19 protein-coding genes are annotated in these 21,487 nt (G+C 61.2%); 8 read left to right on the forward strand and 11 right to left on the reverse strand.

All coding sequences use genetic code 11. The features are described 5' to 3' along the window. Nucleotides 1–53 precede the first annotated feature (53 nt). The 3 genes from ACVWYF_RS15345 to ACVWYF_RS15355 all read right to left on the reverse strand — a co-directional run bounded on the left by ACVWYF_RS15345 (nt 54) and on the right by ACVWYF_RS15355 (nt 2,548). Nucleotides 54–1,106: an NAD(P)-dependent alcohol dehydrogenase gene (locus ACVWYF_RS15345; RefSeq protein ID WP_457069512.1), complete on the reverse strand. Its 1,053-nt coding sequence runs from the start codon at nt 1,104–1,106 to the stop codon at nt 54–56. 157 nt (nt 1,107–1,263) lie between these two features. Continuing rightward, on the reverse strand, nt 1,264–1,965 hold the full coding sequence (locus ACVWYF_RS15350) for a DUF1990 domain-containing protein (protein ID WP_457069514.1): 702 nt from the start codon (nt 1,963–1,965) through the stop codon (nt 1,264–1,266). Further along, nucleotides 1,958–2,548: a DUF1990 family protein gene (locus tag ACVWYF_RS15355; RefSeq protein WP_457069516.1), complete on the reverse strand. Its 591-nt coding sequence runs from the start codon at nt 2,546–2,548 to the stop codon at nt 1,958–1,960. The genes ACVWYF_RS15350 and ACVWYF_RS15355 overlap by 8 nt, the downstream gene beginning before the upstream one ends. A gap of 131 nt (nt 2,549–2,679) precedes the next feature. Between ACVWYF_RS15355 and nfi the strand changes: the two genes are divergently transcribed. Continuing rightward, entirely contained in the window at nt 2,680–3,369 is a 690-nt protein-coding gene (gene nfi / locus ACVWYF_RS15360) for a deoxyribonuclease V (RefSeq protein ID WP_457069518.1), read from the forward strand. Nucleotides 3,370–3,386: 17 nt separating this feature from the next. Here the strand turns inward: nfi and ACVWYF_RS15365 are convergent, their stop codons facing one another. The 3 genes from ACVWYF_RS15365 to ACVWYF_RS15375 are packed head-to-tail and all read right to left on the reverse strand — an operon-like array spanning nt 3,387 to nt 5,215. Beyond that, nucleotides 3,387–4,283, reverse strand: a complete 897-nt coding sequence (locus ACVWYF_RS15365; protein ID WP_457069520.1) for a glutamate--tRNA ligase family protein — start codon at nt 4,281–4,283, stop codon at nt 3,387–3,389. Between the two features lie 15 nt (nt 4,284–4,298). Beyond that, a complete protein-coding gene (locus tag ACVWYF_RS15370) occupies nt 4,299–4,694 on the reverse strand; it encodes a VOC family protein (protein ID WP_457069522.1) in 396 nt (131 codons plus the stop codon). 50 nt (nt 4,695–4,744) lie between these two features. Beyond that, nucleotides 4,745–5,215 carry a GNAT family N-acetyltransferase gene (locus ACVWYF_RS15375; RefSeq protein WP_457069524.1) on the reverse strand — a complete coding sequence of 157 codons (471 nt, stop codon included), beginning with the start codon at nt 5,213–5,215 and terminating at the stop codon, nt 4,745–4,747. A 130-nt stretch (nt 5,216–5,345) separates the two neighbouring features. Between ACVWYF_RS15375 and ACVWYF_RS15380 the strand changes: the two genes are divergently transcribed. The 4 genes from ACVWYF_RS15380 (at nt 5,346) to ACVWYF_RS15395 (ending at nt 10,548) form a co-directional block, all read left to right on the forward strand. Next, the gene (locus ACVWYF_RS15380) at nt 5,346–6,680 is read left to right on the forward strand and encodes a serine hydrolase (protein WP_457069526.1); all 1,335 of its coding nucleotides are present in this window, start codon (nt 5,346–5,348) and stop codon (nt 6,678–6,680) included. A 103-nt stretch (nt 6,681–6,783) separates the two neighbouring features. Beyond that, nucleotides 6,784–8,250: a complex I subunit 4 family protein gene (locus tag ACVWYF_RS15385; RefSeq protein WP_457069528.1), complete on the forward strand. Its 1,467-nt coding sequence runs from the start codon at nt 6,784–6,786 to the stop codon at nt 8,248–8,250. Between the two features lie 159 nt (nt 8,251–8,409). Beyond that, on the forward strand, nt 8,410–9,810 hold the full coding sequence (locus ACVWYF_RS15390; protein WP_457069530.1) for an NADH-quinone oxidoreductase subunit N: 1,401 nt from the start codon (nt 8,410–8,412) through the stop codon (nt 9,808–9,810). 87 nt (nt 9,811–9,897) lie between these two features. After that, a complete protein-coding gene (locus ACVWYF_RS15395) occupies nt 9,898–10,548 on the forward strand; it encodes a M15 family metallopeptidase (protein ID WP_457069532.1) in 651 nt (216 codons plus the stop codon). Nucleotides 10,549–10,736: 188 nt separating this feature from the next. Here the strand turns inward: ACVWYF_RS15395 and ACVWYF_RS15400 are convergent, their stop codons facing one another. Next, nucleotides 10,737–11,300: a hypothetical protein gene (locus tag ACVWYF_RS15400; protein WP_457069534.1), complete on the reverse strand. Its 564-nt coding sequence runs from the start codon at nt 11,298–11,300 to the stop codon at nt 10,737–10,739. Between the two features lie 171 nt (nt 11,301–11,471). On the opposite strand from ACVWYF_RS15400, the gene gndA reads away from it, so the two are divergent. Genes gndA through pgl form a run of 3 tightly spaced genes read left to right on the forward strand, consistent with a single transcriptional unit; the run spans nt 11,472 to nt 15,255 of the window. Further along, nucleotides 11,472–12,974, forward strand: coding sequence for an NADP-dependent phosphogluconate dehydrogenase (gndA, locus tag ACVWYF_RS15405; protein ID WP_457069536.1), 1,503 nt, complete (start codon nt 11,472–11,474; stop codon nt 12,972–12,974). Nucleotides 12,975–13,009: 35 nt separating this feature from the next. After that, nucleotides 13,010–14,527, forward strand: a complete 1,518-nt coding sequence (gene zwf, locus ACVWYF_RS15410; RefSeq protein ID WP_457069538.1) for a glucose-6-phosphate dehydrogenase — start codon at nt 13,010–13,012, stop codon at nt 14,525–14,527. A 2-nt stretch (nt 14,528–14,529) separates the two neighbouring features. Beyond that, entirely contained in the window at nt 14,530–15,255 is a 726-nt protein-coding gene (gene pgl / locus ACVWYF_RS15415) for a 6-phosphogluconolactonase (RefSeq protein ID WP_457069540.1), read from the forward strand. A 75-nt stretch (nt 15,256–15,330) separates the two neighbouring features. On the opposite strand, the gene ACVWYF_RS15420 is transcribed toward pgl, so the two are convergent. The 4 genes from ACVWYF_RS15420 to ACVWYF_RS15435 all read right to left on the reverse strand — a co-directional run bounded on the left by ACVWYF_RS15420 (nt 15,331) and on the right by ACVWYF_RS15435 (nt 21,350). Further along, nucleotides 15,331–18,534, reverse strand: a complete 3,204-nt coding sequence (locus tag ACVWYF_RS15420) for a TonB-dependent receptor (protein WP_457069542.1) — start codon at nt 18,532–18,534, stop codon at nt 15,331–15,333. Between the two features lie 393 nt (nt 18,535–18,927). Next, nucleotides 18,928–19,800 carry an EamA family transporter gene (locus ACVWYF_RS15425; RefSeq protein ID WP_457069544.1) on the reverse strand — a complete coding sequence of 291 codons (873 nt, stop codon included), beginning with the start codon at nt 19,798–19,800 and terminating at the stop codon, nt 18,928–18,930. Further along, entirely contained in the window at nt 19,800–20,549 is a 750-nt protein-coding gene (gene rpiA, locus ACVWYF_RS15430; protein ID WP_457069546.1) for a ribose-5-phosphate isomerase RpiA, read from the reverse strand. The genes ACVWYF_RS15425 and rpiA overlap by 1 nt, the downstream gene beginning before the upstream one ends. 84 nt (nt 20,550–20,633) lie before the next feature. Next, nucleotides 20,634–21,350 carry a 3-ketoacyl-ACP reductase gene (locus ACVWYF_RS15435; RefSeq protein ID WP_457069548.1) on the reverse strand — a complete coding sequence of 239 codons (717 nt, stop codon included), beginning with the start codon at nt 21,348–21,350 and terminating at the stop codon, nt 20,634–20,636. Between the last annotated feature and the right edge of the window lie 137 nt (nt 21,351–21,487).

The following is a 21,487-nucleotide window of genomic DNA, read 5'->3' on the forward strand; positions in this document are numbered from 1 at the left end:
GCCGGCCTTCCTCGCGGAAAGCCGGCTTTTTGCGTCTGCCAATCTGGTTGCCGCTAGTTATTCAGCGTGGCTAGGTCAATTACGAAGCGGTACTTCACGTCGCCTTTCAGCATGCGCTCGTACGACTCGTTAATGTCCTTGATGTCGATGACTTCGACATCGGACATGATGTTGTGCTCGGCGCAGAAGTCGAGCATCTCCTGCGTCTCGGCGATGCCGCCGATGAGCGAGCCGGCAATGCGGCGGCGCTTGGCAATGAGGTTGAAGGCGTGGATGTGCGGGGCTTCGGTGGGCACGCCCAGTAGAATCATGGTGCCGTCGCGGCGCAGCAGGTTCACGTAGGTGGCTAGGTCGAGCTGGGCCGATACGGTGTTGATAATGAAGTCGAAGTAGTTGGCTACCGACTTTAGCTGCGCCTCGTCTTTGGTTACCACGAACTTGTGGGCGCCCAACTCTTTAGCATCAGCTTCCTTGCCCGGCGAGGTGCTGAGGACGGTTACTTCGGCACCCATGGCGGCGGCCAGCTTCACGGCCATGTGGCCCAGGCCGCCGAGGCCCATCACGCCCACGCGGTGGCCGGGGCCCACTTTCCACTGGCGCAGGGGCGAGTAAGTGGTGATGCCGGCGCAGAGCAGCGGGGCCACACGGGCCAGGTCCAGCTTCTCGGATACTTTCAGGGTGTACTTCTCATCTACCACAATCTGGCTGGAGTAGCCGCCATAGGTAGGCGCGCCGCTGCCAATTTCGCGGCTGTTGTAGGTGCCCACCATGCCGGTGGTTTCGCAATACTGCTCCAGGCCTTCCTGGCAGCTGGGGCAGGTGCGGCAGGAGTCCACCATGCAGCCCACACCGGCGAGGTCGCCTACTTTGAATTTTTTGACATGGTCGCCCACTTGGGTGATGCGGCCCACTATTTCGTGACCGGGCACCATTGGGAAGATGGAACCGCCCCACTCGTCGCGCACCTGGTGCAGGTCGGAGTGGCACACGCCACAGAATTGAATATCAATCAGGACATCGTGCGGGCCAACTTCGCGGCGCTCGAAATTGAAGGGTTCCAAGGGAATATTGACAGCCGGAGCGGCGTATGCTTTCGTTGGGAGCATCTTTTGGGGTGTTGAGTTTTAAATGTTGAATCAGCACGTCATGCCGAGCGCAGCCGAGGTATCTCGCCTGTGGCAGTAAACCAATCGTTGGAAAAAGATTTGGTGGGGCACGCGAAATGCCTCGGCTCCGCCCGGCATGACAGGCGTTAAGCTTCTTCTAACCGGCCGGTGCCGCCAAAGGTTGCGCCGGCAGCGGCTGGCCGGCCCGGCTGGCACTCACCAGCTCCCGCATCCGGCGCAGCGACTCGCGGGCAAACTTGCGCTGGAGTATTCGGCCAAACAGCTTGAACCCCACCCAATAGAACGGGTTGCGAATCTGGCCGGGCTGCGACACGGCGTGAATGCGGAACTGCACCGCGCCGGAGGTTACGTTTTTGTGAATGGTGAAGTCAATCTGGCCTTTTTCGAAGTGGCCTTCGAGGGTGCGGTAGCCGTAGCCCCACACACGCTCCGGGCCGCCGGGGGTGGCGCGGGCGGCCTCGTCGGTCACCTCGCTCACGCGCACGCCGAAGTAGAAGTTGAACACCAAAAAGTGTGCCCGCAGCACCATAACGCGTTTTTCGAGCGGAATGCTGGGGTCGAAGTAGCCGGTGATGAGGTCGGGCGGCGGGAAGGCGTAGCGGCGCAGCACATCCTGGGCGGCGGCGAAGGAGCCGGCCGCTTCGGGCGGACCGGGGGCTTCGGCGGGCAGGTCGGTCTCGTAGTCGTCGAGGCGCCAGCCGGTGGTGCCGGTGTACTCGTTCTGGCGCGAGAAATCGTAGTTGACCTGGGCGTTGGCGTAGGCATCAAGGCGGGCGCGGTATTGCTCCCAGGCGGGTGGTTTTGCCGAGGTGGGCACGGCGGCAATCGGGTTACTCATGGCGGGTGTGCTGAACGTGGCCGGCCTCGTCGTGCCGGAAGGTTTCGACTACTACGTCGTTCAGGGCCTGGCCGCCGCTGGCTGCCGCCACGCGCCGGCAGAATTCCGTCCAGGCGGCTTCCTGCATCAGCTTGCCACCGCCCAGCGTGTCATAGGCGAAGGCCACCAGTCCGTCGCGCGAGCGGGCCGAGGAACGGATTTCAAACCGCAGCACCTTGGGCCGCTCGTCCAGATAATGCGCCTCGAAGCGGATGCGGCCGGCCTCGGGGTGGCCTTCGAGGGTAATAAACTCGAAGGACGTGGCGCTAACCTCCGTGACGCGCACGCTGCCATTCCAAGGGCCCAGGATGGTGATGTGGAATTCGTCGCCCACTTTGATGAGGCCGTCGTCGCCGTCTTTCTTTTTGAAGTCGGCCAGTGCTTCGGGCGAGAAGTGGGGCACGTCGGCCTGCACGGAGGCCATAAGTTGGGCCGGCGAAAGGCGCGCCCGCGCTATATCAATAAAATAACGGCGCTCCAGCAGTGGGCCAGAGCCAGTGGCGGCGGGTTGTTCGGGGTGATTGGAAGCAGAGAAATCAGACATACCGGACGAAGAAACGTACGCTCCTCATACGCCCTTCAGCGCCGCAGGATGCTACAGTTGAGCTATTCGGGAGGTGCCCATTATAATTTCATAAAATCAACCCTTGCCATTCAACCCTTAGCTATTCATAAATGGCCTACTACCGCCCGCCCGGCCCCCCACCTGACCCCGCCCTCGTTAAAAGCCTCACCGAGCAGCAGCACGAAATGCGCCAGCGCGTGCGCGCCGAGCCACTGGCGCAGGAGCCGCGCCTCATCGCGGGCTGCGACTCTTCGTTCCCCACGCCCGATACGATTCTATCGGTGTTCGTGGTTCTAAAGTTTCCCTCGCTGGAGCTGGTGGAAAAAGTGTACAACTACGGCCCCGTGGACATGCCCTACGTGCCCGGCTTCCTTTCCTTCCGCGAAGCCCCCAACGTGATTCACGCCTTTGCCAAGCTCCAGCATAAGCCCGATGTAATTATGGTGGACGGCCACGGCATTGCGCACCCTCGCCGCATGGGCATTGCCGCGCACTTGGGCGTGTTGCTCGACATGCCCACCTTCGGCGTAGCCAAGCAGAAGCTGACGGGCGTTTTCCAGGAGCCCGGCCTGGAGCGCGGCAATATTGAGCCGCTACTGGATGCAAAATCCGGCGAACTCATCGGCGAGGTTATTCGCAGCAAGGATAAGGTGCTGCCGCTGTTTGTGAGCCCCGGCCACCGCTGCGACCAGGCTACAGCCACGCGCCTAACCTTGGCGTGCCTGCGTGGCTACAAACTGCCGGAGCCCACGCGGCTAGCCGACCACTGGGCCGAGGAGTTTAAGAAGGAGGTGCGGTAGTTTTTCCGCATCAAGATTTAGAGGTGGGAAGAAAGGTCCACCGAGTAGCTAGCTTGTTGGAGCGAGGCTAGTGTTTCAGCGGCATCGGTGGGCAGCTTCAGCAGCTCGGCCACCGCCTGAAATACGGCCCGCCTACCCTCATTCTGCGCCAGAATGCCCGCCTCAAATGGCAGCTGCTGCGACTTAGAGAGCTTCTGGCCGGCTGCATCGGTCAGCAATGGGTGATGTAAAAACTGCACCCGCACCGCATTAAAAGCTGCCGTTTCCGAAAGCTGACTGGATAGCCACAACTGCGCGGCGGTGCTGGGCAGCAAGTCGAGCCCGCGCACGATGAACGTGGTGCCGAGGCGCAAATCATCGACGACCGAAGCGACCTGATACGCCGCTACCCCATCTTTCTTACGGATGATAAAATCCGGCATCAGCGCGGCGAGCGGCACGCTGGTTTCGCCTTGCCAATTATCGAAAAAGTTGATTTCGGTGCCGGCCGGGACGTGCTCCCGCCACGCCGCACCCGGCTTTTCGAGCGGCACGGGCACATCGACAGTGCTTGTTCGGGTGCGCTGACTGGCGTGTACCAGGCCCGGCTGCTGTGCCAGGCGGCGCAGCACGCGGTTGTAATCGGGCAGGTGCAGGAGCTGCGAGTGGTGACGCAGGAAGTCATCGGGGCCACCGGGGCCGTGGTCGTAATCAATACCCAGCCAGTCAATTACGCGGAAGATGTTATCCAGGTACGCCGGGCGCAGGCGGGCACGGTCCAGGTCGTCAATTCGTAAATGCAATACGCCGCCGGCTTGCCGCGTGAGCAGCCAGGTCAGCACGAAGTTCACGGCGTTGCCGAGGTGCAGGTAGCCGCTGGGCGTGGGCGCGAGGCGCGAAACAACGGGCGACAGGAGGGGCGGTTTCGGCGGCATGGGTTTCCTAGGCGGCTACAGGGTCCAGGCGGCTTGTTGCAGCACCACGCGGTAGCCGTCGGGGTCCTCGAAAGTACGGCCCTGCTGGTCCCAATACGGGTTGTAGGCCGGCACGGGCGCGAAGCCAGCCGCCATCATCCGCTGCACGGCGGCCTGCCACTCGGCGGCATCAGGCAGGTAGAACACGAGCAGGTTGTCGGGCGTGGGGGCGTGGCCCACGGCATGACCCATTTGGTGCGTGAACTCCAGGTGGTAAGGGGCTTGCGGGTGGCCCAGCATCACGCCATCGAAGCCGTTGTGGGCGGTAAAGGAGGCGAGTTGCTGCAGGCCGAGGCCGTCGCAGTAGAAACGCAGCAGCGCGGGCAGGTTGTCGGTGGGCCGGGCCACGCGCAGGATAGGGAAAGCTGACATAAGCAGATAGCGGAGCGGGTAACCGTTGGTTTTCAGGCAGATTACCGGGGTCAGGTCAGCAGCAACTCCATCTGCACATCGGCCCGGGCGTAAGGCGACGGATTGGGCTCGGCCAAATCCTGAAAGCCGAGCTTGCGGTACAGTGCCAGCGCCGGCAGTAGCTTGGAGTTGCTTTCCAGGTACACGCGCCGGCCGCCCAGGTCGCGCACCCGCTGCACGGCCGCCTGGCCCAGCAGGAAGCCCAGCTGCTGCCCCTGTGCGGCGGGGGCCACGGCCATTTTGGCCAGTTCGTAGCTGCGGCCGTCGGGCATTCTAATCAAGGCGCAGGTGCCCACTACCTGCCCTTCCACTTCGGCCAGTAAAATGTGGCCGCCCGGCGCCAGAATATATTCTTCGGGATGGTCGAGGGCCTTTAAATCGGCTGGCTCAAGGGTGAAATGGTGCGAAATCCACTCTTCATTGAGCTGGCGAAAAATGGGCTGGTCGCCGGGCTGGAAATCGCGCAGAACAGGAGCAGGCATAATGATAGCAGCAGGAATGGTTGCTGATGGAATGCGGCAAATGTAAAGCAGCGTTTCATGCAGACCGAATTAAACCGGAACCATGGGGCTGGGTCTAGCTAGCTATCCACATAGTAAGAACTTTGCCCCTATGAAAAATCTGCTACTGCTATTTGGGCTTCTGGCCATTTCGATAGTTCCCCAGAGCCCCGCCAAAGCTCAGACTTCCGGCCTCTATTTCCCGCCCCTCACGGGCACCACCTGGGCCACCACCACGCCGGCCAGCCTGGGCTGGTGCCAGCCGCAGCTCGATTCGCTCCTGGCCTTTGCCGGGCGCAAGGGCAGCAAGTCGTTATTAATCCTGAAAGATGGCCGCCTGGTGGTGGAGCAATATTATGGTACCTACACCGCCGATTCGGCCCACTACTGGGCCTCGGCGGGCAAGTCGCTTACAGCTACACTCGTGGGCCTGGCCCGGCAGGACGGTATTTTGAGTCTGACGGACAGCACCTCCAAATACCTTGGCCGCTGGACCAGAGCCACCCGCCCGCAGCAGCGCCAGATTCAACTGCTGCACCAGCTCACGATGACTACCGGGCTCGACGACGCGCCGCCCGCACCCTGCGACAACGAAAGCACCACGCCCGGCTGCCTGCTCTACCTCGCCCCACCCGCCACCTGCTGGGCCTACCACACCGGCGCCTACCGCACCCTGCAAAACGTGCTGGTGCAGGCCAGCGGTGCGGCCAGTATCACGGCCTACACCAACCAGCGCCTAGGCACCCGTATCGGCATGACGGGCCTGTGGGCCAATGACGTGTTCTACAGCAAAGCACGCAGCATGGCCCGTTTCGGCCTGTTCATCCTGGCGCGAGGGGCCTGGAACGGCACCCAGATTATGACCGATACGGCCTACTTCCGGCGCATGACGACGCCCAGCCAGACTATCAACCGCAGCTACGGCTACCTCTGGTGGATTAATGGCCAGAGCAGCTACCGCCTGCCCGGCTCGCAAGTCAACTTCCCCGGCGCAGTCATCCCCTCGGCCCCAACCGATATGATTGCTGCCCTCGGCAAAAACGACCAGAAGATTTACGTGGTACCCAGCCTGAGTCTGGTGGTGGTGCGGCAGGGCAATTCCGCTGGAGCCAGCCGCCTGGCCGCGTCCTCGTTCGACAACGAGCTGTGGATGAAAATCATGGCCGTTTTGGCCTGCCGCCCCACGGCCACGGCCGCTGCTGCCGAAGCCGCCGGTTTCCTCGCCTTCCCCAACCCCGCCGCCGAAATGCTCACCCTGCGTCAGCCCGCCCATGCCGCTGCTTACGTGCGCCTGCTCGATGCCCTGGGCCGCGAAGTGCTACGCCAGCCCACGACCGGCAGCGAAACCTCCGTTGCTGTCGGGACGCTGGCTCCGGGGCTCTACGCGGCGCAGTGGCTCGATGCCAGCGGGCGCGTGCTGATGAGCCGCAAAGTGGCCCGCCCGTAGAAGTTGCACAAAAACGGTGGTGCCTTCCTAACTCCGTGCGTAAGTTTGCGGTCAATTTGCACACGGGTTCCCCCGTGCCGCAACGCGCCCAACCCGCCTGCTGATGCTGACTGCTGTACTGCTTTTTCTCCCTTTGGCCGCCGCTTTGCTGCTGCTAGTCGTTAAGGGAGCCGCCGCCCGCGCCCTCGCCTTCGGGGCCTCGCTCCTTGAATTCGTCCTCGCCGCCTACGTCGCGTTCGACTTCACCCGCCACGGCTCGGCCGCCTACAACCTCGATTACCGCTGGATTCCGTCGGCCGGCATCAACTTCCACATCGGGCTCGACGGCCTGAGTTTGCTGATGGTGCTGCTCACCACCTTCCTGGTGCCGCTCATCCTGCTGAGCGCGTTCAAGCGCGACTACGACAACCCGTCCACGTTCTACGCCCTCGTGCTGTTCATGCAAACGGGCCTGTTGGGCGTGTTCGTTTCGCTCGATGCCTTCCTGTTCTACTTCTTCTGGGAAGTGGCCCTCATTCCGATTTACCTGCTGGCCGGGGCCTGGGGCGGCGAGCGTCGCATTGCCGTCACCCTCAAGTTCTTCCTCTACACCGTAGTTGGCTCGCTGCTGATGCTGGCCGGCTTCGTGTACCTATACCTGCAAACCGGCCCCGCTGCCGGCTCACTGGCCCAGCACTCGTCGGAACTCACTGCTTTCTATAACCTGAAGCTCAGTGCTTCGGAGCAGTCGTGGCTATTCTGGCTGATTTTCGCGGCCTTCGCCGTGAAAATGCCCATCTTCCCCTTCCACACCTGGCAGCCCGATACCTATACCGAAGCCCCCGCCCCGGCCACCATGCTGCTCTCGGGCATTATGCTGAAAATGGGCATCTACGGCACCTTACGCTGGCTGCTGCCCGTCGTGCCCCTCGGCGTGAGCCAGTGGCAGAAGCCGGTTATCATCCTCTCCGTCATCGGCATTATCTATGGGGCCATCATCGCCATTCGCCAACGCGACGTGAAGCGCCTCATCGCATACTCGTCGCTTTCGCACGTTGGGTTGATGGCGGCCGGCGTGTTCTCGCTCACCCAAATCGGTCTACAAGGCGCGGTGGTTCAAATGCTGGCCCACGGCGTGAACGTAGTGGGCATGTTCTTCATCGGCGATGCCATTGAGCGCCGCACCGGCACCCGCTTCATCCCGGACCTCGGCGGCCTCACCCGCCGCACGCCCCTCCTATCGGTTTGCTTCCTGATAATGCTGCTAAGCACAGTGGCGCTGCCCCTCACCGGCGGATTCGTGGGCGAATTCCTGCTGCTGGCCGGTGTGTACCAGTACAACGCCTGGGTGGGAGCAGTAGCAGGCCTAACCATCATTTTCTCGGCCGTGTATCTGTTGCGCATGTTCCAGCGCGTAATGCTGGGCCCCGATTCGTCCTTCTCCGAAACCATCACCGACCTCACCGGCGGCGAGCTGCTGGTGCTGGTGCCGCTCATCGCGCTGGTGTTCTGGATTGGCTTGTTTCCGAATACTTTCCTGCACATCTCAGAGCCGGCCGTGGCGAATATCCTGGCGCTGGTTGGGCGGTAGTTTTTTGCGGGGTGACGGGCCTGTCATCCTGAGCGCAGCGAAGGACCTTATCACGCTTGCGCAGATTTGAAGTAGTAATCCAACGAAGTGGCCATGATAAGGTCCTTCGCAAGCTCAGGATGACAGTTCCTCGCTGTTGTGCCGACTCCAAGTAAGCCCATGACCTCCATCATTCTCCTCTCCGTCTTCGGCATCCTCAACCTGTTCCTGGGCTTTTTGCGCTCGAACAAGGTGCTGCTGCCCGGCGCCATGTTGCTGCTGCTGGCCGTATTCGGGGCCAACTTCGCCGACTGGAACGTGGCGCACGCGCCCTATTTCAACCACATGCTGGTGGTGGATAACTACACGGTAGCCTTCACCGGCATCGTGCTGCTCACTACCATTCTGCTGCTGCCCTTCTCGCGCAGCTACGTGACCTCGGGCGAGCCGAATTTGGCTGAGTACTACGCCCTGCTGCTCTTTTCGCTGGTGGGGGCCATCATGATGATTGGCTATGACCATCTACTCATGCTCTTCGTGGGCATCGAAATTCTGAGCATCAGCATGTACGTGCTGGCCGGTAGCAACAAGCGCGACTCGCGCAGCAATGAGGCGGCCCTGAAATACTTCCTGATGGGCGCGTTTGCCACCGGCATCCTGCTCTTCGGCATCGCGCTGCTGTATGGCGCTACGGGCACCTTCGCCCTCTCGCAGTTGGGCGCGGCCGTGGCCAACCCCGCCAACGCCAGCCTGCAACCCATGCTCTACATCGGCATTCTGATGATGATTATCGGCATCGGTTTCAAAGTATCGGCCGCGCCGTTCCACTTTTGGACGCCCGACGTGTACGAAGGCACGCCCACCTTCTTCACCGCCTTCATGAGCACGGTGGTGAAAACGGCTGGTTTCGCCGCCTTCCTCAAGCTGCTGGCCGTGGCCCTGCCCGCCGCTCAGGGCTTCTGGATGCCCACCATTCAGGCCATGTGCGCCCTCACGCTGCTGCTCGGCAACGTGGGCGCAGCCGCCCAAACCAACACCAAGCGCATGCTGGCCTATTCCAGCGTGAGCCACGCCGGCTACCTGCTCATTGGCCTCGTGGCCAGCAAAGGCATCCTCACCGGTGATGCCGCCAGCGGCATTTTCTTCTACTCGCTGGCCTATTCCATTGCCACGGTGGCCGCTTTCGGGGTGCTGAAACTGGTGGCCGAACACCGCCAGGAAGATTCCTACGCCGGCCTCAACGGCTTGGGCAAAACCAACCCGCTGCTGGCCTTCGTGATGACGGTGGCCATGCTCTCGCTGGCCGGTATTCCGCTCACGGGCGGCTTCTTTGGCAAATTCTTTTTGCTGGCGGCGGCCGTGGGCCAGGGCTACATCGGCCTCGTGGTGTTCGCGGTTATCATGAGCATGGTGGGCCTGTACTACTACCTGCGGCCGATTATCGCCATGTACATGCAGCCCGCCCCCGAGGGTGCCACGCCCGTGCCGGTCGATGGCATCCAGACGGTGACGCTGGTGGTGCTGGCGCTGCTGACCATTGCGCTGGGCGTGGTGCCGGGCTTTATGAGCGGGATTTTGTAGGAAAACTTCTTCGTATAAAAACAGAAAAAAGCAGTCCAATGGGCTGCTTTTTCTGTTTCTTTGACATTCTGCCAGCTGGTTTTCACTATGAATCGTGTCCTGCTATACCTGTGGCTCTCGTGCTGCCTCAGTATCTTCGGCAGCTGCGCGGCCCGGCCGCCGCGCGAAACCGGCCCGTTCCGTCCCGGCAATCTGGTGGAGCTGACCCGGCTCGACCCAACCATCCGCTTGGATATCCGCTACGCTACTACGCGCAACTTCATGGGCCGGGTCTTGTATCCACAGGCGCGGGCATTTTTGCAGCGCCCCGCCGCCGAGGCTTTGGTGCGGGTGAATGCCGAGTTGAAACCACTGGGCTATTGCCTGCTGGTATTCGATGGCTACCGGCCCTGGCGCATTACCAAACAGATGTGGGACCACACGCCGACCGATAAAAAGGAATTCGTGGCCGACCCACAGAAAGGCTCGCGACACAACCGGGGCTGCGCCGTGGACCTCAGCCTATGGGATATCGCAGCCAACCAGGAAGTGCCCATGCCCGGTGAGTACGACGAAATGAGTCCCCGCTCCTACGTCGCTTACGCTGGTGGAACGACGGAGCAACGGGCCCATCGGGAGCTGCTCCGTAGCACGATGGAACGCAATGGCTTCACAGTGCTACCTGCCGAGTGGTGGCACTTTGACTATCAGGACTGGAAATCGTATCCCATTCAAGATGTGCCGTTTAATCAGCTATGACATTGCTACCCCGGGCCGGGTCGGGGGGACAGTATTTCCAGCAGGACGAAGCTGGAATATTATACATACAAACAGTTGCTGAAACCGGTGCGCCGGGAAAGGGCGGGCATTAATGCGGCGCAGAAATAACCGTTGTTTAAAATGGGCTTCTTATGCAAGGGGCTTTTTCTAAATTCAGCAAGGCGAGCCTACTGGTAGCGAACATCGAACCGGCCGTCAGTGATGCGTACGAGCTTGGTAGAGTCATTGCCTTGCCGCAGGGTGCCCTCAAATGTACCGGCGATGATGTGCTCGACAGTATCAAGCTTGGCAATGACAATCGTGGCGGTGCTGCCTTTGTATAGGTAGCTATATACCGTTTGAGTTTCTTTGTTCTCAAATACAAACCCGCGCTCTGCCCGGACGTTGCCCCCTGGAAGGCGGTTTTCACTGGCCTGATAGGTCCCGGTACTGGTCAGGCTGTCTATTGACAAATAGAAGTTCTCGTACACGTCACGGGCAATCTGGCCGGCGTTCAAACTAAAGTTTTTTGAGCCATAGCGAGGCGAATAAGTCGCTCTCAGGTTGTCGCTTGCACCAGCAGTATAGGGCAACCAGCCATAATTCTGCCACACCCGTCCATCAATGAAGAACCCTATAGTGTTGGCTCCGTCTTGCGTGACGGCCGGGAGCTTGAACGTGGGCACAGGCTCCCGTTCGCATTTGCGCATACCCAGCAGGGGGAGGAGTAATAGCAAGTAACGTGCTTTCATGATAGTATCAGAAAAGGAAAGGAATATTGTGTACGAATATAACCGAATCGGTAAAGCCCCGCGGATGCGCACCAGCGCCCCACCTGCCAAAACTTTCACCCTAGCTTCGCCTTTTTCCGGCGCAACTCGTTTCCTTAACCTCACCCCTGCTTCTTAACCCCCTCTTTTCTGATGAGCGCAACTTCTGCTTCCAAGCCTTCTTTTGGCATGATTGGCCTCGGCACCATGGGCCGCAACCTGCTGCTGAACCTGGCCGACCACAACTTTTCCGTGGCCGGCTACGACAAGGACGCCACCAAAACGGCCCTACTGGCCAAAGAAGGTGTGGGTAAGCCCGTCGAGGGTTTCAATGACCTCGCTAGCTTCCTGGATGGCCTGCAAACGCCGCGCGCGGTGATGATGCTGGTGCCCGCCGGCCCCATCGTGGACAGCGTGATTGCCGAACTGCAGCCCCTGCTGGCCCCCGGCGACATTATCATCGACGGCGGCAACTCGCACTTCACCGACACCGAGCGGCGCGCCAAGGCGGTGGAAGCGGCCGGCTTTCACTTCTTCGGCATGGGCGTGAGCGGCGGCGAGGAAGGGGCCCGCTTCGGCCCCAGCATGATGCCCGGCGGCGACAAAGAAGCCTACAGTGTGATGCAGCCCATGTTTGAAGCCATTGCGGCGCAGGTGGATGGCCAGCCGTGCGTGACGTACATCGGCCCCGGCGCGGCCGGTCACTTCGTGAAAATGGTACACAACGGCATCGAGTACGGCCTGATGCAGCTCATTGCGGAAACCTATGCGGTGCTGAAAACGGGTTTGGGAATGGATAACGCGGCCATTGGCCAGGTATTCGCTAAGTGGAACGAGGGCCGTTTGCAGTCGTTTTTGCTGGATATCACGAAGGACATCTTCGGCTTCATCGCCCCGAATACTGACCATTTGCTGCTCGACGACATCAAGGACGAGGCCCGCTCGAAGGGCACCGGCAAATGGACCTCGCAGGTGGCGATGGATTTGGAAACGCCCCTGCCCACCGTGGATACGGCCGTGGCCATGCGCGACTTATCGAAGTACAAGGCCCTGCGTAAGCAGCTGGCCGGGCTTTACGGACCGGCCGCCGGCCCGTTGCCGGTAGAGCGCGAGGCATTTTTGGCGCAGCTGGAACAGGCATTCTACTTCAGCATGGTCATCACCTACGCCCAGGGCATGCAGCTGCTGGCGCGGGCCTCGAAGGACTTTTCCTACGACCTGAACCTCGCCGAGATTGCCAAAATCTGGCGCGGCGGCTGCATCATCCGCTCGGGCTTTCTGAACGAGATTTTCAACGCCTACCAGCATATGCCGTACCTGGCACACCTGCTGCTGGACGCACAGGTGCAGAAACTGGTGAACGAGGCCGTGCCCGGCAGCCGCGCCGTAGTGGCAGCCGCCGCCACCGCCGGCCTGGCCCTACCCGGCTACATGGCTTCGCTGAGCTACTTCGACACCTTCCGCACGGCGCGGATGCCTTCTAACCTCATTCAGGCCCAGCGCGACTATTTCGGGGCGCACACCTACGAGCTGATTGGCAAGGAGGGCGTATTTCACACGCAATGGACGCCTGAACACGAGGCTGCCTCTAACAAGAAAGATGCACAGGTGGAGGAGCACGGCCCGGTGAAGGAGCCGGTAAAACCGAACAACTAGCCTACTCCTTTCTTCTGCTTCATCACGCTTCTGCAATGAATAACAACCACAACATCAAACCCACGGTCTTCGTCATTTTCGGCGGCACCGGCGATTTGAACGCCCGCAAGCTCTCGCCGGCACTGTACAATTTGTTTCTCGACGGCTGGCTGCCCGAGCAATTTGCCATCATCGGCACGGGCCGCACCAAGCTCACCGACGAAGAATTCCGCACCAACCTGCTGGCCGACCTCAACCAGTTTTCGCGTAGCGGCAAGGCTAAAAAAGAAGCCTGGGAAAAGTTTGCTCCCCACATTTTCTACCAGGTCTCCGACGTGAAAACGCCGGCCGCCTACGAGGAATTCAGCCAACGCATCACGGCCTTTGAGCAGGAATGGAATGCGTCGGCCAACGTGATTTACTACCTCGCGGTGGCCCCCGAGTTCTTCCCCATCATTGCCACGGGCATTGCCCAGCGCCATACCGGAGATGACCCGACGCGGGTTCGCATCGTGATTGAAAAGCCGTTTGGGCACGATTTAGAGTCGGCCCGGGCGCTGAATAAGCTGCTGGCCCAGTACTTCCAGGAGTGTCAGATTTACCGCATCGACCACTACCTCGGCAAGGAAACGGTGCAGAACATCATGGCTTTCCGCTTCGCCAACGCCATCATGGAGCCACTCTGGAACCGCAACACCATTGAGCACGTCCAGATTTCGGTGACCGAGCAGTTAGGCGTGGGCGACCGGACCGGCTACTACGACGGCTCAGGTGCGCTGCGCGACATGATTCAGAACCACCTGCTGCAGCTGCTGTGCCTGGTGGCCATGGAGCCGCCCGTGAATTTCACGGCCGACGAAGTGCGCAACCGCAAGGTGGACGTACTGCGGGCCATGCGCCGCTTCACGCCCGAGGAGGTGCGCGAATCGGCGGTGCGCGGACAGTACGGCGCGGGCTGGATTGAGGGCAAGGAGGTGCCCGGCTACCGCGAGGAAAAGGACGCCAACCCCACGTCCAACACCGAAACCTTCGCGGCGGTGAAGTTTTTCGTGGACAACTGGCGCTGGCAGGGCGTGCCGTTCTACGTGCGGACCGGCAAACGGCTGCACCGCTCGGCATCCATCATCAGCATCCAGTTCAAGGATGTGCCGCACGTCATTTTCCCGGCCGAAACGGGCGAGAGCTGGCAGCAAAACCGCCTCATCATCAGCATTCAGCCCGAAATGAGCATTCGGCTGCAAGTACAGGCCAAGCGCCCCGGCCTCGACATGATGCTGAACACCGTAGACATGGTGTTCGACTACCAGGGCACCTACGCCGCCGAAGCTCCCGAAGCCTACGAGACGCTGCTGCTCGACACCATGCTCGGCGACCAAACCTTGTTCATGCGCGGCGACCAGGTGGAGGAAGCCTGGGACTTAGTGATGCCCATCCTGAACTCCTGGCAGGGCCGCTCCAGCCTGAATTTCCCCAACTATTCCGCCGACTCCTGGGGACCGGAAGTGGCCGAGGCGCTCATCGCCCGCGACGGGTTCCACTGGTTCACGCTGCCCCTCAACGGCAAGAAAAAATAGCTATGCCCCAGCACGTTTTTGCTTCCGTAGAGGAAGTGTTGCACCATTTGGCCGACTTCTTCGTGGAGCAGGCCAGCCAGGCCGTAGCGGCGCGGGGCCGGTTTTCGGTGGCGTTATCCGGTGGCAGTTCGCCCCGGAAATTGTACGAGCTACTGGCCTCCCCCGCCTACCGCGAGCAGGTGCCGTGGGCGCAGGTATTTTTCTTTTTCGGCGATGAACGCAACGTGCCAACCACCGACGTGCAGAGCAACTACCTCATGGCCAAAACCGCTCTGCTTGCCCCGCTGGGCATTGCCGACGACCATGTTTTTGCGCTCCATACCGACTTGCCGCCCGCCGAAGCCGCCGCCGACTATACGGTTACCATCAACCAATTTTTCAGCCCCAAGCCGGCCCGCTTCGACCTCGTGTTACTGGGCCTGGGCGACAACTCGCACACGGCCTCGCTGTTCCCGCACACGCCGGTGCTGGCCGCCACCACGGCCGAGGTGCAGGCCATATTCGTGCCCGAAGTCGACATGTATCGCCTCACCTTCACGGCCCCACTCATCAACCAGGCACGGGCTGTGGCCTTCCTGGTCTTCGGGGCCGACAAGGCAGCCGCCGTGCGCCGCGTGCGCCAGGGCCCGCGCAATGCCGAAGAATTTCCGGCCCAGCTCATTGCGCCCTCGGCCGGCGAGCGGCATTGGTTTCTGGACAAAGCAGCGGCGGCCGATTTGGCTAGTTGACCTTCATCGCAACCAACAAAAAAGCCCCCGGCAAATACTGCCGGGGGCTTTTTTAATAATTACCCGAAGCGCAGGCTATTCGAAGATGTAGCGCACGCCCAACTGGGCGCGCCAGCGGCTGGCCAGGTTGGTATCGGTGAAGAAAGTCTGGTTGCCGCCCCGGAAAGTGAAGGCGGGCGTATCGGCGGCAGTGCCGGCACCGTAGGCGGCTTCGATGAGGCGGTTGTTGCCCACAATCTGGCGGTTGCCCCAGCTGCGGTTTAGCAGGTTGCCGAGGTTAAGAATATCGAACGACACTTGCAGGGTATTCTTTTTGCCGCCGTTGGTGGTTACGGTGAAGTCCTGCATCAGCTTGGCGTCGAGCTGGGTGTACCAAGGCGATATAGCGCCGTTGCGGGCGGCGTAGCTGCCGCGGTTGCTGCTCAGGTAGTCGTCTTGATTGATGTAGGCGTCAAGCTGCTGCCACTGCTGGGCGGCCGTTACGGTCTGGCCAGCGCCGTTGGTGTAGGGCACCAGGTTAATTTGGCTCTGGCTGGCGGGCACGAAAATCAGGTCGTTGCCGTCGATGCCGTCGCGGTTTAGGTCGCCGGCGTATGTGTAGCTGAAGCGGTTGCCCTGGCCGGCCTCAAACACCAGCCCGAGGGTAGTGCCGAGCTTGTTATCGGCGTAGGCGAAGCGGCGGCCGGCGGCGGCGATGATGCGGTGGCGCAGGCCAAAGTCGCTGTACGAGAGCTGGGGCTGGTTGGGGTTGCCCACCACCGGCAGGCGCTGGAAGGCATCACCGGCAATCTCGCCGGGGTTCGAGGTGAGGTCCTTGGCCTGCGAGTAGGTGTAGGCTGCCGAAGCGTAGAAACCGTTGGTAAACTCCTTGCGCAGTTGCCCGGTGAGGGAGTACTGGTAGCCCTGGTTGGTGTTTTGGAGGCCGATTACGCCCGCATCGAGGAACGTGAACTTGCCATCGGGGCCGTTGAATGAGTTCAGGCGCGGGCCGCTGGCGGGGTAAATCTGGCGGTTATCGGCCCCGGTCAGGCGCTGAGTGGGCGTCACGAGGTTATAGTTGCGATGCACCACGGCATTGATGTCCTTCGAGTAAATTGCCTCCAGCGTGCCGATAATGCCGCCGGGCAGCTCCTGGTCGATGGCCAGGTTCGAGCGCCACACCTGCGGAAACTTGAAGTCGCGGCCCGTCGAGTTAATCTGGAAAGTGTAGCCTTCGCTAAACGAGGCGTTCGACGCCTGGTTCGAAATCCACACGAACGGGATGCGGCCGGTGAAGATGCCGGTGCCGCCGCGCACCTGGGTTTTGGCCCCCTCAGCCTGCGAGGTATAGTTGAAGCCCAGGCGGGGCGAAAACAGCGGCGTCGACTTGGGCAGCTCCGACACGTCCACCTTGGTGGGGTTGCCGTTGGGGTCGTTGAAGGTGGCCGCCGAAATCTGGGCGCTGGCGGCCACCGTGGTGCTATAGATGGGCATGTCGGCACGCACGCCCAGGGTCAGCTTCAGGGCCGGGTTCACCTGGAACTCGTCCTGCAAATAAAGGCCGAGCTGGGCCACGGTCACATCAACCTGCTTCACGGGCAGCCTCCCCCCGACGGTGGCCTGGGCATTCAGGTCCATAAATCCGGATTGGCCGGGGCGGGTGTTGGCGAAGAAGTCGCTCAGCTCCATCCGGCCGTAGCCGTAGCGCTGCAGGTTGAAGCCGTTCACGAACTGGAACCGCTCGTAGTTGACGCCCGCCGTGAGAATGTGAGCACCTGCAAAATAGCTCAGGTTATCGGTTAGCTGCAGGATGTTCTGGTCCAGGGTGTTATTGGCCGAAAACTGCTCGGTGCCCACCGTGGTGTAGGTAGTGCCGCCCTGCGTAATGTCAATCTGTGGAAAGAACTTGCCCGCTGGCAGCTCGCGGAAGTCGCGGAAGGCCGAGAAGCTGGCCTGCGCCTTGTTGCTGAATTTGCCGTTACCAAAGCTGCTGTTCAGCTCGGCCACCACCGAGTTCAGGTTGTTGTTGATGGTGTAGCCCGAGTTGGCAAACTGCAGGGTGTTCACGCCGGGTACCCGCGACGAGGGCGCGATGGCAATCGGGTGCGGGCCCTGCTGGCGGTAGCTCTTCAGGTAGTTGTAGCGAATGGAGAAGGTGTTGCGCGGGTTGATATTCCAGTCGATTTTGGCCAGAATCTTATCCGAATAAGTGCGGTAGTTGAAACCCTGAAAATCGCCGGGGTCGTAGCCGTACACCGACGTCAGCCGGTCACGGATGGCCTGGAGGTCCGAACCCAGCACCCGGCTCACGCCGTTGAGCTGGCCGCTTTGGGCGGCGGCGGCTTCGCCCGCGCTGCTGGCGGGCCGGAAAGTCTGGCCGGGGTCGGTCTGGCGGGTCACTTCGCCGTTCAGGAAAAAGAACAGCTTGTTCTTCACAATCGGACCGCCCAGGGCAAAGCCCGTCTGGTTGAATTTCAGGCTGGGGTTGTCGATGGTCGCGCCTTCCACCTTCTTGCCAATCAGGCTCTCGTTACGGAAGTAAGTGTACACCGTGCCCTTCACGTCGTTGGTGCCGCTCTTGGTCACGGCGTTGATGCCGGCCCCCGTGAAACCGCCCTGGCGCACGTCGTAAGGGGCCAGGCTCACCTGAATCTGCTCGATGGCGTCGAGACTCACCGGCTGCGAATTGGTCTGGCCGCCGGGTGTGGGCGAGTCGAGGCCGAACGAGTTGTTGAAGATGGAGCCATCGAGCGAGAAGTTGTTATACAGCGTATTGCGGCCGCCGAAGCTTTGGCCGCTGGCCTGCGGCGTGAGGCGCGTAAAGTCCTCCTGCGAACGGCTGATGGTGGGTAGCGTGCGAATGGCCGTCGAGCTGATGTTGGTGACGGCCCCGGTGCGGTCGGGATTAATCTGGCCGTCGCGGTTGCCCTTCACCACCACTTCGTCGAGCTTCTGGCCCTCGCCTTCCTTCAGCGTAATGCGGGTTTCGAAGGTTTTGCCCAGCACCAGCTGCACGTTGTTCTGCACGTAGGTTTCGTAGCCCACGAAGGAAACCTTGATTTCGTAAGGCCCGCCGATGCGCATGTTCAGCAGGTCGAACTGGCCGTTGTCGCGGGTGCCGTTGCCGTAGGTGGTGCCCGAAGGCAGGTGGGTGGCCACCACTGTCGCGCCGGGCAGTGGCTGCCCTTTGCTGTCGAGTACCAAGCCCTTCACAGCCGAGGTGGTAACCCCTTGGGCGGCAGCCTGCAAACCACTATTCAATAAGACAAAGGCAAACAAAAAACGTATCAGGTATTTCATAACACTTTGGTTTTTAATGACTCCCGAAACCAGCCCGGAATTGGAACACAAAGGTAGAGTAACCCAGAAGTGATGCTTGCATAACAATTGGGTAACCTGTAATTGATAATATAAAATTAATGCATTGATAATATATAACCTCTCCCACTCCCCTCTTTCCAAGTGTATATTTTGCCCGCCCGAGCATGAATTCCACTACCCAAAGCCCCCGGCACCCGGCGTAAGCGGCCCGCCGGAAAACGCGCATGAAACAAATACTTGACAACAAACTGAATTAGGGTACGGAGGCCACCCAGCAACTTGACTGCTGAATAGGCCAGTGGGGCTAACCTGGCGCAGTAGCGTGGGGGTGCTATGTCTGCAAATGCAAAACAGCCCGTAATCTCCCGTCGATTAGTCGCCCACCATGGCCGGCGCACCGCGCCGCGCCGTGAGCGTAGCTCCTACGCTGGCCACCACGATGAAGCCCACGGCCAGCCACTGGCCGAAAAGCAGCCGCTCGCCCAGCAACAGCCATCCGGATATAGCCGCCGCCACCGGCTCCAGGCTCATCAGAATGCTGAACGTGCGGGTGGGCAACGTGCGCAACGCCTGCATCTCCAGTGAAAACGGCAACACACTGGAAAACAGCGCCAGCAGCCCGCCCAGCAGCAGCAAATGCGGCGTGAGACCCAGCAAGCTCCCGCTGGCCACACCAAACGGCAGCACCGGCAACGCCGCAAACAGCATCCCGATAGCTACTGCCTGCTGACCCGGCAGCACGGCCGCCGTGCGCTGCCCCAGCACGATGTACACCGCCCAGCACCCGCCGGCCGCCAGCGCAAAAGCCAGGCCCAGCAAGTCGATTCCCTGGCCTTGCCACGGCGCAATCAGCGCGATGCCGGCGGCGGCCAGCATTGCCCATACCGCATCGCCCCAACGGCGTGAACCCGCCAGCGCCAGCCCCAGCGGCCCCACAAATTCCAGTGTGACGGCCAGCCCGAGCGGGATACGGGCCAGCGCGCAGTAAAACAAGAAGTTCATCAAACCCAGCGCCAGGCCGTAGGGCACCACCGCCCGCCACTGCGCCGGCCGCAACTGCCCCAGCTTCGGGCGCACCACCACCAGCAGCACCAGCGCCGATAATCCGATGCGCAGGCTGGTAGTCCCGGCCGCGCCCAGCAGCGGGAACAGGCCTTTGGCAATGGCCGCCCCGCCCTGCACGCTCACAATGGAGAGCAGCACGGCGGGCACCGCCGGGAGCGTAAATCGACCGGAATCAGCCACTACGGCAAAGCGGTAAATTCCGCCGCTGCTACCGCCGCCTGGCCCGGGCGCAACACCTGCGCTACCCCACCCTGCACGATGATGGCCGCCCGCGCCAAGCCCATGAACAAGCCATGTTCTACCATTCCGGGGATGGTTTTCAGTTGACGGGCCAGTTCGGCCGGATTTTCAATTTTCTCGAAATGACAGTCCACCAGTAAATTGCCTTGGTCGGATTGGGTCAGCTCGGCCAGGTTCAGTTTATCTACCCGCACCACCGGCGCGCCACCGAGGGCCGCCACGGCATCCAGTACCCAGGGCAGGGCGAAAGGCACCACTTCCAGCGGCAGCGGGAACCGGCCGAGTTGCCCCACAGCCTTCGAGGAATCGGCCACGATGAGCAGGTAATCAGAAGCGGTGGCGATGACTTTTTCGCGCAGCAAAGCCCCGCCCCCGCCTTTGATGAGGCGCAGCTGCGGGTCAAGCTCGTCGGCCCCATCCACGGTAAGGTCGAAGCGCAGGCCACGCCGGGGCTCCAGCATCGGGATGCCCACGCGGCGCGCCAGTTCATCGCTGGCCCGCGACGTGGCTGTAGCTTGGATGCGTAGGCCGCCCTCGCGCACCCGCTGGCCCAGCAGCTCAATAAACGGGGCGGCCGTGCTGCCCGTGCCCAGCCCCACCACCATACCATCGCGCACCCAGCCGGCGGCGGTGGCGGCAACGAGTTTTTTTTCCTGGACGAGCTGCTGCTGAATTTCGGGACTTGACATGGGATTCGGGGCGTTTGATGATAAACAAAAACGCCCCCGCAGCTTGGCTGCGGGGGCGCTTCGCCAACAATTCAATGCCCGAAATTACGGGTTTGTCGACCACATCCCGGCCTCTTTAATAAAAATGCGGCGGTTCAGCTTCAGCTGCGCCACCATGAACTCGGCCAAGTCCTCGGGCTGCATCACCTTGTCGGGATTGCCGTCGGTAAGCTTGTTTTCGAGGGCCAGCGGCGTGGCTACGGTGCTGGGCGTGAGGGCCGACACGCGAATATTGTGCTTGCGCACCTCCTGCATCAGCGCCTCGGTGAGGCCCAGCACGGCAAACTTGGAGGCGCTGTAGGCGCTGCTGCCAGCGGCGGCCCGCTGCCCCGACGTAGACGAAATATTGATGATATCGCCGGTCTGGCGCGCAATCATCACCGGCAGCACGGCGCGGGTCACGTAGTACGTGCCCATCAGGTTCACCTGAATGATGTGCTCCCACTGCTCGGGCTCCATCTCCAGAAACTTGGCAAACGTGCCAATGCCGGCGTTGTTGATAAGAATGTCAATCGGGCCGAGTTCCTGGTGAATTTTGGCCACGGCGAGATTCACAGCAGTGCGGTCGGCCACATCGGCCACGACGGTAACCACAGTGCCGCCGGCGGCAATTATTTCGCCTGCCACGGCTTGCAGGTCGCTTTCGGTGCGGGCCAACAGGCCTACGTGTACGCCTTCAGCGGCCAGCGCCAGGGCTACGGAACGGCCAATGCCTTTTCCCGCGCCGGTGACGAGGGCGACTTTTCCTTGGAGGGATTCCATTATTTTTTTCGGGGTTGTGAGGGGGTAGAACCGGTTTTGGGGGCGAAAGGTTGGGCTGTTCAGTCCTGATTGACTGTCATGCAGAGCGTAGCGAAGCATCTTTACCTCGAAAGTCATCAGATTTACTATTGAGGTGA

The organism is Hymenobacter sp. UYAg731, from assembly GCF_054061335.1.

Bases quoted from the DNA above. Each gene is read 5' to 3' on its own strand.
- ACVWYF_RS15420 (WP_457069542.1), bottom strand. From the start codon at position 18,534: ATGAAATACCTGATACGTTTTTTGTTTGCCTTTGTCTTATTGAATAGT.
- ACVWYF_RS15370 (WP_457069522.1), bottom strand. From the start codon at position 4,694: ATGTCAGCTTTCCCTATCCTGCGCGTGGCCCGGCCCACCGACAACCTG.
- ACVWYF_RS15345 (WP_457069512.1), bottom strand. From the start codon at position 1,106: ATGCTCCCAACGAAAGCATACGCCGCTCCGGCTGTCAATATTCCCTTG.
- gndA (WP_457069536.1), top strand. From the start codon at position 11,472: ATGAGCGCAACTTCTGCTTCCAAGCCTTCTTTTGGCATGATTGGCCTC.
- ACVWYF_RS15355 (WP_457069516.1), bottom strand. From the start codon at position 2,548: ATGTCTGATTTCTCTGCTTCCAATCACCCCGAACAACCCGCCGCCACT.
- zwf (WP_457069538.1), top strand. From the start codon at position 13,010: ATGAATAACAACCACAACATCAAACCCACGGTCTTCGTCATTTTCGGC.
- ACVWYF_RS15375 (WP_457069524.1), bottom strand. From the start codon at position 5,215: ATGCCTGCTCCTGTTCTGCGCGATTTCCAGCCCGGCGACCAGCCCATT.
- ACVWYF_RS15395 (WP_457069532.1), top strand. From the start codon at position 9,898: ATGAATCGTGTCCTGCTATACCTGTGGCTCTCGTGCTGCCTCAGTATC.
- ACVWYF_RS15435 (WP_457069548.1), bottom strand. From the start codon at position 21,350: ATGGAATCCCTCCAAGGAAAAGTCGCCCTCGTCACCGGCGCGGGAAAA.
- ACVWYF_RS15385 (WP_457069528.1), top strand. From the start codon at position 6,784: ATGCTGACTGCTGTACTGCTTTTTCTCCCTTTGGCCGCCGCTTTGCTG.
- pgl (WP_457069540.1), top strand. From the start codon at position 14,530: ATGCCCCAGCACGTTTTTGCTTCCGTAGAGGAAGTGTTGCACCATTTG.
- ACVWYF_RS15400 (WP_457069534.1), bottom strand. From the start codon at position 11,300: ATGAAAGCACGTTACTTGCTATTACTCCTCCCCCTGCTGGGTATGCGC.
- ACVWYF_RS15390 (WP_457069530.1), top strand. From the start codon at position 8,410: ATGACCTCCATCATTCTCCTCTCCGTCTTCGGCATCCTCAACCTGTTC.
- rpiA (WP_457069546.1), bottom strand. From the start codon at position 20,549: ATGTCAAGTCCCGAAATTCAGCAGCAGCTCGTCCAGGAAAAAAAACTC.
- ACVWYF_RS15365 (WP_457069520.1), bottom strand. From the start codon at position 4,283: ATGCCGCCGAAACCGCCCCTCCTGTCGCCCGTTGTTTCGCGCCTCGCG.
- nfi (WP_457069518.1), top strand. From the start codon at position 2,680: ATGGCCTACTACCGCCCGCCCGGCCCCCCACCTGACCCCGCCCTCGTT.
- ACVWYF_RS15350 (WP_457069514.1), bottom strand. From the start codon at position 1,965: ATGAGTAACCCGATTGCCGCCGTGCCCACCTCGGCAAAACCACCCGCC.
- ACVWYF_RS15380 (WP_457069526.1), top strand. From the start codon at position 5,346: ATGAAAAATCTGCTACTGCTATTTGGGCTTCTGGCCATTTCGATAGTT.